The 12,412-nt window shown below is 68.5% G+C and carries 13 protein-coding genes and 1 pseudogene; 4 read left to right on the plus strand and 10 right to left on the minus strand.

Features of this window, described 5'->3' with window-relative positions; translation table 11 throughout:
* The 6 genes and pseudogenes from Q7P21_RS14845 to ruvX all read right to left on the minus strand — a co-directional run.
* Positions 1 to 330, minus strand: a pseudogene (locus Q7P21_RS14845) (DNA-protecting protein DprA); the annotation flags it as partial.
* Positions 327 to 989, minus strand: coding sequence for a glycerol-3-phosphate 1-O-acyltransferase PlsY (gene plsY / locus Q7P21_RS14850; protein ID WP_304169771.1), 663 nt, complete (start codon positions 987 to 989; stop codon positions 327 to 329). The gene plsY and the pseudogene Q7P21_RS14845, both read right to left, overlap by 4 nt.
* Before the next feature lie 105 nt (positions 990 to 1,094).
* Positions 1,095 to 2,384 (minus strand): dihydroorotase, encoded by a 1,290-nt coding sequence (gene pyrC, locus Q7P21_RS14855; RefSeq protein ID WP_304177684.1) that lies wholly within the window; start codon positions 2,382 to 2,384, stop codon positions 1,095 to 1,097.
* Positions 2,385 to 2,388: 4 nt separating this feature from the next.
* On the minus strand, positions 2,389 to 2,970 hold the full coding sequence (locus Q7P21_RS14860; protein ID WP_304169776.1) for a TIGR00730 family Rossman fold protein: 582 nt from the start codon (positions 2,968 to 2,970) through the stop codon (positions 2,389 to 2,391).
* Positions 2,970 to 3,947, minus strand: coding sequence for an aspartate carbamoyltransferase catalytic subunit (locus Q7P21_RS14865; RefSeq protein WP_304169778.1), 978 nt, complete (start codon positions 3,945 to 3,947; stop codon positions 2,970 to 2,972). The genes Q7P21_RS14860 and Q7P21_RS14865 overlap by 1 nt, the downstream gene beginning before the upstream one ends.
* A gap of 63 nt (positions 3,948 to 4,010) precedes the next feature.
* Entirely contained in the window at positions 4,011 to 4,493 is a 483-nt protein-coding gene (gene ruvX, locus Q7P21_RS14870) for a Holliday junction resolvase RuvX (RefSeq protein ID WP_304169780.1), read from the minus strand.
* A gap of 127 nt (positions 4,494 to 4,620) precedes the next feature.
* On the opposite strand from ruvX, the gene Q7P21_RS14875 reads away from it, so the two are divergent.
* The 3 genes from Q7P21_RS14875 (at position 4,621) to gatA (ending at position 8,836) form a co-directional block, all read left to right on the plus strand.
* Positions 4,621 to 6,936, plus strand: coding sequence for an ATP-binding protein (locus Q7P21_RS14875; protein ID WP_304177686.1), 2,316 nt, complete (start codon positions 4,621 to 4,623; stop codon positions 6,934 to 6,936).
* A gap of 140 nt (positions 6,937 to 7,076) precedes the next feature.
* A complete protein-coding gene (gene gatC / locus Q7P21_RS14880) occupies positions 7,077 to 7,364 on the plus strand; it encodes an Asp-tRNA(Asn)/Glu-tRNA(Gln) amidotransferase subunit GatC (RefSeq protein WP_304169784.1) in 288 nt (95 codons plus the stop codon).
* Positions 7,364 to 8,836 (plus strand): Asp-tRNA(Asn)/Glu-tRNA(Gln) amidotransferase subunit GatA, encoded by a 1,473-nt coding sequence (gatA, locus tag Q7P21_RS14885; RefSeq protein WP_304169786.1) that lies wholly within the window; start codon positions 7,364 to 7,366, stop codon positions 8,834 to 8,836. Before gatC ends, gatA begins: the two co-directional genes overlap by 1 nt.
* 56 nt (positions 8,837 to 8,892) lie before the next feature.
* Here gatA and Q7P21_RS14890 read toward each other — a convergent pair whose 3' ends face one another.
* Positions 8,893 to 9,192: a hypothetical protein gene (locus tag Q7P21_RS14890; RefSeq protein ID WP_304169788.1), complete on the minus strand. Its 300-nt coding sequence runs from the start codon at positions 9,190 to 9,192 to the stop codon at positions 8,893 to 8,895.
* Between the two features lie 121 nt (positions 9,193 to 9,313).
* Here Q7P21_RS14890 and gatB point away from each other — a divergent pair, with 121 nt between their 5' ends.
* Positions 9,314 to 10,807: an Asp-tRNA(Asn)/Glu-tRNA(Gln) amidotransferase subunit GatB gene (gene gatB, locus Q7P21_RS14895; RefSeq protein WP_304169791.1), complete on the plus strand. Its 1,494-nt coding sequence runs from the start codon at positions 9,314 to 9,316 to the stop codon at positions 10,805 to 10,807.
* Between the two features lie 6 nt (positions 10,808 to 10,813).
* Here gatB and Q7P21_RS14900 read toward each other — a convergent pair whose 3' ends face one another.
* The 3 genes from Q7P21_RS14900 to Q7P21_RS14910 all read right to left on the minus strand — a co-directional run bounded on the left by Q7P21_RS14900 (position 10,814) and on the right by Q7P21_RS14910 (position 12,354).
* Complete coding sequence (locus Q7P21_RS14900; protein ID WP_304169793.1) at positions 10,814 to 11,323, minus strand: GNAT family N-acetyltransferase; 510 nt, start codon at positions 11,321 to 11,323, stop codon at positions 10,814 to 10,816.
* Positions 11,320 to 11,583, minus strand: a complete 264-nt coding sequence (locus tag Q7P21_RS14905; RefSeq protein WP_304169795.1) for a DUF1778 domain-containing protein — start codon at positions 11,581 to 11,583, stop codon at positions 11,320 to 11,322. Before Q7P21_RS14905 ends, Q7P21_RS14900 begins: the two co-directional genes overlap by 4 nt.
* Positions 11,584 to 11,646: 63 nt before the next feature.
* Entirely contained in the window at positions 11,647 to 12,354 is a 708-nt protein-coding gene (locus tag Q7P21_RS14910; RefSeq protein WP_304177688.1) for a DUF899 family protein, read from the minus strand.
* Positions 12,355 to 12,412 lie beyond the last annotated feature (58 nt).

The following is a 12,412-nucleotide window of genomic DNA, read 5'->3' on the forward strand; positions in this document are numbered from 1 at the left end:
CAGCAGGTCGGTGTCGCCCCAGGCCCAGATCACCGGCGGCGGGGGATCAAGGGCGGCCAGGCTGGCGGGGAAATCGGGCTCGCACGCGGCGATCAGTCGCGCGCCGAGCCGTGCGCCGCGTTCAAGCTCCGCCTCGATTTCGGACAGGCTCGGTACGCCGAGCGGCGAGACCCGTCCGCCGCGTCGGGCCAGGTCGGGCAGGGCGGCGAGCGCGATGGAGGCCTCGCCATAGCGACCGATCAGCTGGTCGAAAGTCACTGGACCGACATTCTCGGTGCGCGCCAGCCGGAGCCAGTCGCGCCGGGCGGCGTCGGTCAGGTCTCGTGTCACGGGGCTGGGGCTTCCTCAGGCGGCGCGTCCTTCTTGGCGCCGATCTTCGGCTCCTCGCCCTTGAGCAGGCGGCGGATGTTGGCCTCGTGGCGGATGTAGATCAGGACCGCCATGAACAGGCAAAGCCAGGTGACGGGCAGGGGGCGGTCGAAGACGAAGGCCGCGAAGATCGGGGCCAGGGCCGCCGCCGCCAGACCGGCCAGGGAAGAGATGCGGAACAGGAAGGCCACGATCAGCCAGGTGGCGCCTGCGGCCATCCCCACGGGCCAGGCGGCCGCCAGCAGGGTCCCGAAGAAGGTCGCCACCCCTTTGCCGCCCTTGAACTTCAGCCAGACGGGGAACAGGTGGCCGAGGAAGGCCGCGCCGGCCGCCAGCGAGGTCAGGAGGGCTTGCGCCTCCTTCGGTCCGTCGCGGGTGGCGAGCCAGGCGATCAACACCGCCACCGCGCCCTTGCCGCCGTCGCCCAGCAGGGTGATCAGGGCCAGGTCCTTGCGGCCGGTGCGCAGGACATTGGTCGCCCCGATGCTGCCGGAGCCGATAGCCCTGACATCGCCCGCACCGCCCATCCGCGTGGCGATCACCCCGAACGGAATGGATCCCAGCAGATATCCGCCGATCACGGCGCAGGCGATCAGCAGCGGGCTGAGCTCAACAGGCATGGTCTTCCCCCCAAGGTTTGAGGTCGAGTCCTAGCGGTGAAGCGCGCGCGCGTCACCCAGGCGGCTGAACCTCGCTAACAGGGTGAGAACAAAAAGGCAACTCGCCTAGGCGCGATAGACCACGCGCCCATCGACAAGGGTCATCTTGACCTCGCCCTGCAGGCGCCGACCGTCGAAGGGTGAATTCTTCGACTTCGAGCGCAGCTTCGCGGCGTCGATCAGGATCGGGGCGTTCAGGTCGCAGAGCACCAGGTCGGCCGGCGCGCCCTTGGCCAGGCGGCCGGCGGCCAGGCCCAGCAGGTCGGCGGGATTGACGGTCACCGCCCGCATCAGGTCGATCAGCGGGATGCGGCCGTCATGGTGGAAGGCGAGCAGGGCGGGCAGCAGGGTTTCCAGACCCACGGCGCCCGGGGCGGCCTCGTCATACGGCAGGCGCTTGTCCTCCGCGGGGGCGGGGCAGTGGGCCGAGACCACGATGTCGATCAGCCCCGAGGCCAGGGCCTCGATCACCGCCTGGCGGTCGTCCTCGTCCCGCACCGGCGGGTCGAACTTCAGGAAGGTGCGATAGTCGCCGATGTCGATCTCGTTGAACGACAGGTGGTTGATCGAGGTGGTGGCGGTGACCGGCAGGCCCTTGGCCTTGGCCCGCGCCAGGGTTTCCAGCGCTGCGGCGGTGGTCACCTGGTCGACCAGGAAGCGGGCGCCGGTGAGCTCCACCAGGGCCATGTCGCGCTCCAGCATGATCTGTTCGGCGATGGCGGGAACCGACGGCAGTCCCAGGCGGCCGGCCAGTTCGCCGGCGGTGGCGGCCGCGCCGGCCGACAGCCAGGGATCGGCCGGACGGTGGGCGACCAGGGTGTCGAAGCTCTTGGCGTAGGCCAGGACGCGCTGCAGGACCTTGGAATTGACGATCGGGCGGTCGGCGTCAGTGACGAAGACGCAGCCGGCTTCCCGCATCAGGCCGATCTCGGCCATGCGCTCGCCCTTGGCGCCCTTGGTGGCGGCGCCGGCCGGATAGACGTGGACCAGCTCGATGTCGCGGGTGCGACGCAGGATGAAGTCGACGACCGACGCCTCGTCGATCACCGGATTGGTGTCCGGCTGCAGGACGATGGAGGTCACCCCGCCGGCCGCGGCCGCCAGGCCCGCCGATTTGAGCGTCTCCTTGGTCTCCGCCCCGGGCTCGCCTGTGCGGACCTTGAGGTCGATCAGGCCGGGGGCCAGCATGGCGCCCCGGGCGTCGACGACCTCGATATCGGCGGAGAGGGCGCCAAGGTCACCGCCCCGGACGACCTCGGCGATCCTGCCGTCCCGCACCATCAGGGCGCCGGGACCGTCCCAGCCGCTGGCCGGGTCGACCAGGCGGGCGTTGATGAAGGCTGTGGGGCGGGTCATGATTTCAGAGCTCGAACCGTTCGATCCACTTCTCGACGGCGGGCGCCTCATAGGCGGCCAAGGCGTCGATCAGGGTGTCGGGGTGGTCGTTGAAGGTCAGCATCTGGCGATGCACCGGCTTGACGAAGGCCTGGGCCACGGCGTGGTCAAGGAAGCCGGCGAGGGCGTCGTAATAGCCGGCGATGTTCAGGAAGCCGACCGGCTTGGCGTGGAAGCCCAGCTGGCCCCAGGTCCAGATCTCGAAGATCTCCTCCAGGGTGCCGGCCCCGCCGGGCAGGGCGATGAAGCCGTCGGACAGCTCGGCCATGCGGGCCTTGCGGGCGTGCATGGACTCCACGACCTCCAGCCGGGTCAGGCCGGTGTGGGCGATCTCCTTGCGCTCCAGGGCCCTGGGCAGGACGCCGATCACCTCGCCGCCGGCTTCCAGCGCCGCGTCGGCGACCAGACCCATCAGCCCGACCTTGGCGCCGCCATAGACCAGCGTCATGCCCCGCTGGGCGACCGACTTGCCGGTGGCGACGGCCGCCCGGGCGTAGCCGGGATCGGCGCCTGGGCTTGAACCGCAGAAGACGCAGAGGCTGCGCATCAGTCGTTTTCCAGGCGCGCAGCCAGCACCAACAGCACGGCCATGCGGGCGGCGACCCCCATCTCCACCTGATCCTGGATCAGCGAGACGGAGAGATCGTCGGCCACGTCGGAATCGATCTCGACGCCGCGATTCATCGGGCCGGGGTGCATGACCCGGACGTGCGGGGCGGCGTGGGCCAGCTTCTCGCGGTCGAGGCCGAAGAAGCGGAAATATTCCCGCTGCGACGGCGCCATGACCCCGTCCATCCGCTCCAGCTGCAGGCGCAGCATCATGACCACGTCGCAGCCCTCGATGCCCTTGCGCATGTCGTGGAAGATCTCGACGCCCCAGCGGTCGGCCTGGGTCGGGATCAGGGTCGGCGGCCCGACGAGCCGCACCTGGGCGCCCATCATCTGCAGCAGGCCGACATTGGAGCGCGCCACGCGGCTGTGCAGCACGTCGCCGCAGATCGCCACTTTCAGCCCGGCGATGCGGCCGAAGGCGCGACGCATGGACAGGGCGTCGAGCAGGGCCTGGGTCGGGTGCTCATGCTGGCCGTCGCCGGCGTTGATCACCGAGCAAGTGACCTTCTGCGACAGCAGGCTGGCGGCGCCGGACGAGGCGTGGCGCACGACCAGCAGATCCGGCTGCATGGCGTTGAGCGTCACGGCCGTATCGATCAGGGTCTCGCCCTTGGAGATCGAGGACGAGCGCGGGCTCATGTTCACGACGTCGGCGCCCAGCCGCTTGCCGGCCAGCTCGAAGGAGCTCTGGGTGCGGGTGGAATTCTCGAAGAACAGGTTCATCAGAGTTCGACCCTTGAGCAGGTCGAGCTTCTTCGAGGTTTGGCGATTGAGCGACACGAAGCCGTCGGCCAGATCCAGCAGTCCCGCCACTTCGACGGGGTTGAGATCGAGCACCGACAGGAAATGTCGCCGCGGGAACGGGAAGGTCCTGCCAAGGACCTCGTTCAGACCGGGGGGCATGGTTGTCATTAAAGGGGCGTCTTAGGCGCAGTCGGTGCGGGCGCCAAGGGGAGCAACGAAACCGCGCACAGATTAGGCGGGCGGCTGCAGCCCGCGCAGCCGCTCCAGCGCCCCTTGCAGGATCCAGCCGGCCGCCATCGCGTCGACCAGCTCTGCGCGCTTTGCGCGGCTGGCGTCCAGTTCGTCGATCAGGAAGCGGTTGACCGCCATGGTCGACATCCGCTCGTCCCAGAAGGCGATGACCAGGTCGGGGCGCAGGCGCAGCAGGTTGCGGGCGAAGGCGCGGTTGGACTGGCAGCGCACGCCCTCGGTCCCGTCCATATTGACCGGCAGGCCGATGACGATCCCGGCGATCTCGCGGGCGTCCATCAGCTTGAACAGCGCCTCGGCGTCGGGGGTGAACTTGGTCTTGTGGATCGTGTGCAGGGGGGTGGCCACGGTGCGGGTGGTGTCGGACACCGCCACCCCGATGGTCTTCTCTCCAAGGTCCAGCCCCACGAGGGCGCCATAGCGCGGCAGGAGGGCGGGGAGTTCGGTCAGATCGATGACGGCCATGCGGCTCCATAGCCGGTGTGGGCGGCGGAACGAAGCGGCGCGCGTTCACCGGACCTTAGCCTAAGATGACGTAGACGAGGGGTCCGCAACGTGACGGCGAACCCTCGCCGTCGGAAGTCTGGTCGCCATGTCTCCGCCCTTGAACCTGGATGCGAGCGTCGTTCGCGCGCTGGGGGGCCGCCTCGGCGGCGCGGTCCGACGGGTTCGGACGCTGCAGTTTGATCACCTGCGCACCAAGCTGACCGTGCTGTTCGTCGGTCTGTTCGTGGCCATATTGGTGCTGATCCTCTCGTCGGTCTATGCGGCCGTCGCCCGCAACGCCGAGCGGATCGTGCGCGGCGAACTGGCGGCCAGCGGCCTGGTGTTCGACCGCATCTGGGCGCTGCGATCTCAGGAGCTGGGCAGCGGCGCCTCGGTCATGGCTCACGATTTCGGCTTCCGCGCCGCAGTCGCCACCCAGGACGCCGCGACCATCCAGTCGGCCCTGACCAATCTGCGCGCCCGGCTGGGGATCGACGAGGCCTTCGTGGTCGGGCTCGACGGCCAGGTGCTGGCCGATTCCAGCGCCACGGGCCTGCGCCCGGGTCCCGAGGTGCTGAACGCCATCGCCAGCCAGGATGAGGCGCGGGGCGTCTTCGTGATGGGCGGCACGCCCTTCGAGGCGGTGTCCGAGCCGATCATGACCCCGGTGCTTTCCGGCTGGGTGGTGTTCGCCGTCCGTCTCGACCAACGCGAGATGACCGCGCTGCGGCAGTTGTCCGCCATTCCTCTGCAGCCCGGCGTGCTGGTGGTCAGCGGCCAGGGCGCCCTGAAGGCCGACACCAATGGCGTCACCGCGCTGGAGCGCGAGGCGGTGCAGCGGTTCCTAGGCGGCCGTCAGAGCGCCACGGCCCAGCAGGGCGTGGTGCGGCTCGGCCCTTCGGTGGCGGTGATCAAGCCGCTGGCGACCATGGCCGACGACAAGGCGGCCCTGCTGTTGAGCTATCCCCTGGCCCAGGCGCTGAAGCCCTATGACTGGCTGCTGGGCGCCATGCTGATCCTGGGCCTGCTGGGACTGGGCCTGATCGCCGCCGGCAGCTGGGCCCTGGCCCAGAACGTCACCCGTCCGATCCTGGCCCTGCGCGACGCCGCCGAGCGGCTGCAACGCGGCGAGGACGCCTCCGTCGAGGTCGAGGGCACCGATGAGATCGCGGCCCTGGAGCGCAGCTTCAACACCATGGCCCAGACCATCCGCGAGCGGGAGCGGGACCTGAAGGCTTCCACCGAGCGGGCCGAACTGGCCAGCCGGGCGAAGAGCGAATTCCTCTCCAATATGAGCCACGAGATCCGCACCCCGCTGAACGGCATCCTCGGCATGGCCCAGGTGATGAGCCGCCAGGCGACCGACCCTGAACACCGCCAGCGGCTGGATGTGATCCGCGATTCCGGCGAAGCCCTGCTGGGAGTGCTGAACAGCATCCTGGACATCTCCAAGATCGAGGCCGGGACCCTGGAGATCGAGCTGCAGGACTTCGACCTGGCGACCATGGTCGAGGCGGCCTGCGCGCCCTACGCCACGCTCGCTGCGGAGGCGGGGCTGAGCCTGACGATCGAACTGGCGGCCGATGTGGCCGGCCCATGGCGCGGCGACCGCCTGAGGCTGCGCCAAATTCTGGGCAACATCGTCTCCAACGCCGTGAAATTCACCCCTGCCGGTTCGGTCAAGGTCGCGGTCGGTCGCGGTGCGGCGGGCCTGGTGTTCGCCGTGACAGATACCGGGGTCGGCATCCCCGCCGCCTATCTGGACTGGGTGTTCGAGAGCTTCGCCCAGGTCGATGGGTCAGCCACCCGCCGCACCGGCGGGGTGGGAGTCGGGCTGTCGATCAGCCGCGACCTCGTCGGCCTGATGGGCGGGACGATCCAGATCCAGAGCCGGGAAGGCGAGGGGACCGTGGTGACCTTCGAGGTTCCGCTCGAGGCCAAACCGCTGGCCGAGGCCCGTCCGATCGCGCCGGAGGCGTCCGCGCCCGAGGCGGCGGCTGACGCCCGACCGCTGCGCATCCTCGCCGCCGAGGACAACAAGACCAACCAGATGATCCTGACCGCGCTGCTGGAGCCTCTGGGCCTGGACCTGACCCTGGTCGAGAACGGGCGCGAGGCGGTGGAGGCTTTCGCGCGTGGTGACTTCGACCTGGTGCTGATGGACATCCAGATGCCGGAGATGACCGGCGTCGAGGCCACGGTTGCGATCCGCCGCGCCGAGGCCGGCCAAAGCCGCGCCCCCATCCCCATCCTGGCGGTCACCGCCAATGTCATGTCCCATCAGGTCGCCGAATATCGCGAGGTCGGGATGAGCGATGTGATCGCCAAACCGATCGAGGCCGGCAAGCTGTTCGAAGCCATGGAAGCGGCTCTGGATGCGGCTGAAGCGGCGCAGGCGGGTTCAGCTTCCGCCGTGGCCTAGGGCTCTGTCCGCGCACCTTGACGTGTCGGGTTGAGCGCAGTTTGACGCCCGGGTGGCCGGGAACGCTCGCCAAACCCACGCATCACTTGTCAAACCGGCCCCCGCGCGGCTAACCCCTGCGCAACGAACAGGAGGGCCCCATGGCCATCGACGCGGCGACCGTCCGCAAGGTCGCCCGGCTGGCGCGTATCGCCGAGCCGGAAGAAAAGCTGGAATCGCTCGCCCAGGAGCTCTCCGGGATCATGGCCTGGATCGAGCAGCTGGCGGAGGTGGACACCGACGGGGTCGAGCCCATGACCTCGGCCGTGGCCGTGGCCTTGCCGCTGCGCGAGGACGTGGTCACCGAAGGCGGGGACGCCGCCAAGGTGCTGTCCAACGCGCCCAAGTCCATCGGCGGCTTCTTCGTCGTGCCGAAGGTGGTGGAATAATGAGCGCCCTCACGTCGCTGACCCTCAAGGCCGCGCTCAAGGGCCTGGCCGACAAGTCGTTCTCGTCCGTGGAGCTGACCCGCGCCCATGTGGAGGCGGTCGAGGCCGCGCGGCCCTTGAACGCCTTCGTGCTGGAGACCCCGGAAAAGGCGCTGGAGATGGCCGCCGCCGCCGACCGCCGGCTGGCCGCTGGGGAAGCCGGTCCGCTGGAAGGCGCGCCGCTGGGCATCAAGGATCTGTTCTGCACCGAGGGCGTGCGCACCACGGCCTGCTCGGACATCCTGGGCAATTTCGTGCCGACCTATGAGTCGACCGTGACCTCGCAGCTGTGGCGCGACGGGGCGGTGATGCTGGGCAAGCTGAACCTCGACCAGTTCGCCATGGGCTCGTCCAACGAGACCTCGGCCTTTGGCCCTGTGATCAATCCCTGGCGCAAGGCCGGCGGCAACCAGCAGCTGACCCCGGGCGGCTCGTCCGGCGGTTCGGCCGCCTCGGTGGCGGCGGACCTGTGCCTGGGCGCCACGGCCACCGACACCGGCGGTTCCATCCGTCAGCCCGCCGCCTTCACCGGCACGGTGGGGATCAAGCCGACCTATGGCCGCTGCTCGCGCTGGGGCGTGGTCGCCTTCGCCTCGTCGCTGGATCAGGCCGGGCCGATCGCCAAGACGGTCGAGGACGCCGCGATCCTGCTGAAGTCCATGTCGGGGCATGACCCCAAGGATTCCACCAGCCTGGACATCGCGGTCCCGGACTATCCGAGCTTCGTCGGCAAGTCGGTCAAGGGCTTGAAGATCGGCATTCCCAAGGAATACCGGGTCGACAACATGCCGCCTGAGATCGAGGCCCTGTGGCAAAAGGGGATCGCCTGGCTGAAGGAGGCCGGCTGCGAGATCGTCGAGGTCTCCCTGCCGCACACCAAATACGCCCTGCCGGCCTATTACATCGTGGCCCCGGCCGAGGCGTCGTCGAACCTCGCCCGCTATGACGGCATGCGCTTCGGCCTGCGGGTCGAGGGCGCGAACCTGACCGAGACCTATGAGAAGACGCGGGCCGCCGGCTTCGGGGCCGAGGTCAAGCGCCGCATCCTGATCGGCACCTATGTGCTGAGCCATGGCTATTATGACGCCTACTACGTCAAGGCGCTGAAGGTCCGTCGCCGTATCGCCGACGACTTCGACCAGGCCTTCCAGAAGGTCGATGCGCTTCTGACCCCCACCGCGCCCTCGGCCGCCTTCGGCCTGGGCGAGAACGCCGATGATCCGGTCGCCATGTACCTGAACGACATCTTTACGGTGACGGTGAACCTGGCGGGCCTGCCGGGGATGAGCATCCCCGCCGGCGTCGACGTCAACGGCCTGCCGCTCGGCCTGCAGCTGATCGGCCGCGCTCTGGACGAGGGCACGCTATTCTCGCTTGGCGGCGCGATTGAGAAGGCTGCGGACTTCAAGGCCAAGCCCGCGAAGTGGTGGTGAGCTTCTAAACCCTCTCCCCGCGAGCGGGGAGAGGGCAAGCAAGCGGTTAGCTTGTCTTACTTCGGCAGCTTGTCGAGGTCGGCCTGGACGGCGGCGATCTGGTCGTCGGTCAGTTGACCGCCGGACATCGGCTGCAGAGCCTTGAGCGTCATGCCCTTGAACTGGTCGAAGGCCGGGTGAGCGGTCAGGCCGGGAACGTCCTTGTCGAGGATCGCCTTGGTTTCCGGCTTGGCGGCCAGGTCGGCGATCGGGGTCGAATCGACCGAGGGGCCGCCTTGGGCGAAAGCAGGAGCAGCGGCCAGGGCGCCGAACGACAGGGTCAGGCCGACGAGGCCGGCGGCAAGAGTCTTTTTCATGGAGGGTTTCCTTCCCGACGCGAGTTTTCGCGGGCGGAAGGAAGCGTGAAAATCGCTTTCCTGGCAAGGCTTGTTTGGCTGGCGGCTTTCCCCACGACGCGGGCGGCGCTAGGAAGAGCCCATGACTGATACGTCCAAGTTGATCGAAGGCCGCACCGGCCTGTGGGAAGTGGTTCTGGGCCTGGAGGTGCACGCCCAGGTCGCCTCGAACGCCAAGCTGTTCTCCGGCGCCGCCGTGGGCTTTGGCGCCGGACCGAACATGCAGGTCAGCCTGGTGGACGTCGCCATGCCCGGCATGCTGCCGGTGATCAACAAGCACTGCGTGGAACAGGCGGTGAAGACCGGCCTGGGCCTGAAGGCCCAGATCAATCTGAAGAGCCTGTTCGACCGCAAGAACTACTTCTATCCCGATCTGCCGCAGGGCTATCAGATCAGCCAGTTCAAGGACCCGATCGTCGGCGAGGGCGAGGTCATCGTCGAGCGCGACGACGGCTCGACCTTCACCGTGCGCATCGAGCGGCTGCACCTGGAGCAGGACGCCGGCAAGAGCCTGCACGACCAGGACCCCAACGCCACCTACATGGACTACAACCGGGCCGGCACGGCGCTGATGGAGATCGTCTCGCGCCCCGATATGCGCTGCTCGGAAGAGGCGGCGGCCTATGTGAAGAAGCTGCGCACCATCCTGGTCTATCTGGGCACCTGCGACGGCGACATGGAGAAGGGCAATCTGCGCGCCGACGTGAACGTCTCGGTCTGCCGCCCAGGGTCCTACGACAAGTTCCGGGAGACCGGTGACTTCGGCCACCTGGGCACCCGCTGCGAGATCAAGAACGTGAACTCCTATCGGTTCATCCAGCAGGCCATTGAGTACGAGGCCCGCCGCCAGATCGAGATCCTCGAGGACGGCGGCAAGATCGACCAGGAGACCCGCCTGTTCGATTCCGTGAAGGGCGAGACCCGCTCCATGCGCTCCAAGGAAGAGGCGCACGACTACCGCTACTTCCCAGACCCGGACCTCCTGCCCCTGGTGCTGGACCCGGCCTGGGTGAAGCGCATCGAGGCGAGCCTGCCGGAACTGCCGGACGCCAAGAAGGCGCGGCTGCAGACCCAGTATGGCCTGACGGCCTATGACGCAGGCGTGCTGATCATCGATCAGGCCCGGGCCGACTTCTTCGAGGTCGCCGCCAAGGGCCGTGACGCCAAGCTCACCGCCAACTGGGTGACCAACGAACTGGCCGCCAAGCTGACGGCGGGCAATCTCGACATCTCGGTCAGCCCGATCGCGCCGTCCGAGATCGCCGAGCTGGTCGCCCTGATCGAGGAGGGGGTCATCTCCTCCAAGATCGCCAAGGACGTCTTCGAGCGCATGTGGGCAGGCGAGGGCGCGCCGCGCGCCATCGTCGAGAAGGCCGGCCTGCAACAGGTCTCCGACACCGGCGCCCTGGAGAAGATCATCGACGACCTGATCGCCGCCAATCCCGGCCAGGCGGCCTCGGTCGCCGAGAAGCCCCAGGCCATCGGCTGGTTCGTCGGCCAGGTCATGAAGGCCACCGGCGGCAAGGCCAATCCGGGCGTGATCAACCAACTGCTGAAGAGCAAGCTGGGGATTTAGGCCGGGCTAGGCGTCGGCCGCTATCACCGACGCCCGGACATCCGCCATCGACCGGAACAGCCGGTAGGGATCGGACGGCGAGGCCAGGAAGCCCCGCCGCGTCCAGAAGGCGCGAGCCTCCTCGTCTATGGCGTTGACCAGCACGGCGCGGCCGCCGGTCAGTGCGGCGCCGGCCAGGCAGCGTCGCAGGGCGTGGGCCAGCAGCGACGTCCCGATGCCTGAGCCGGCATAAGCCCTGTCGGTGGCCAATTGGCCGATCAGCAGGCAGGGGATCGGGTTCGGTGGTTGGCCTGTGCGGACCTTGCGGGGAACGAGAGCAGGCTCCACGGCGGTCGGCGCGAGGCCGTAATAGCCAACAACGCGACCCGCCTCATGGACGACCATCACCACCGAGAAGCCCTTCTCCTGGTTGGAGAGCGCCCGGGTGCGAAGCCAATCGTCCAGGGCCGGCTTGCCGCTGTCGAAGGCGGACAGATCGTGCGCCGGGCCGAGAAGCTCCGGGGCGGAGAGGCTCAAGCCTTGTCCCAGGGCGCCTGGCGGGTCAGGGCCTCGACCAGTTCCGGCACGGCCATGCCGGGGCCGGCGATGGCGCTCTTGAAGGCCTCGAACTGGTCGGTGGACATGCGGATGGCCGATTCGGTCATCAGGACCTCCTCGGCGGCGCGCACGGCGGCCTCTCGCACAAAGTCGGTGCGGGAGCGTCCCCGCAGCTCGGCGGCGCGGTCGATGATCGCAATATCGGCCTCAGGCAGGCGCATGGAGAGGGGCGTGGGCATGGCGGGCTCCGTCGTCCCTCGATACTAGCGCGCGTAGTGCGAAGTGCAATACATCATGCGATGTCAGTAGCTCAACTTTGGATACCAGTCCGTCCCGCGCCCTTCCGGCGTGGTGTCGAGCACGGCCCACATGGGCGGCAGGTCGGGCGCGCCGCGGGGGTCCTGGCCGGGGTCGGCGGTCTGGCCGGTCATCTCGCCGGACCAGAAATGGCGGATCGAGCCGTCGCGGCGGGTGAAGATGTTGAAGGAGGGGATCTCGGACCCATCCGGCAGGATCCCGAAATAGTCGCGGCTGTAGCCCCCGGTCAGGTCCGTCGCCATCCGCAGGTTCTTCCAGCCCCGCTCGCGCTTCCACGCGACCAGCTTCTCAATGGGTGAGCGGGCGATCACCACCAGCGACATGCGCTGATCGATGTCGAGGGCGTTGCCCTCCCAGGCCCCCAGCAGGTTGGTGCACATGGGGCAGGGGCGCTCGCGCTCGGGCCCGAACATGTAGCTGTAGAGACCGAGGGTTTGCTTGTCGCCGAACAGGCCGGCGATGTCGCAAGCGCCGTCCTCGGTCTGGAACCGGTAGTCGCCAGTCACCGGTCCGCCGGGCGGCAGGGCGCGACGCTGGGCGGCGACGCGTTCGATCTGGCGCCGCAGCTCGATCTCTTGCGCCAACAAGGCGGTGCGCGCGACGCGGTATTCGGCGCTCTCGTTCGGATAGCGGACCGGGTTGTCGCGGGCCAGGTCGGCGGCCAGGGCGAGGGTGTCGGTCTGGACGGTCATGGGCCGGGTCTCCGCCATGCGGAAGGATGGGACCCAAATCTTGAGCCCCTACAGGCGG

The organism is Phenylobacterium aquaticum, from assembly GCF_947378715.1.
GTDB classification, from domain to species: Bacteria; Pseudomonadota; Alphaproteobacteria; order Caulobacterales; family Caulobacteraceae; genus Phenylobacterium; species Phenylobacterium aquaticum_A.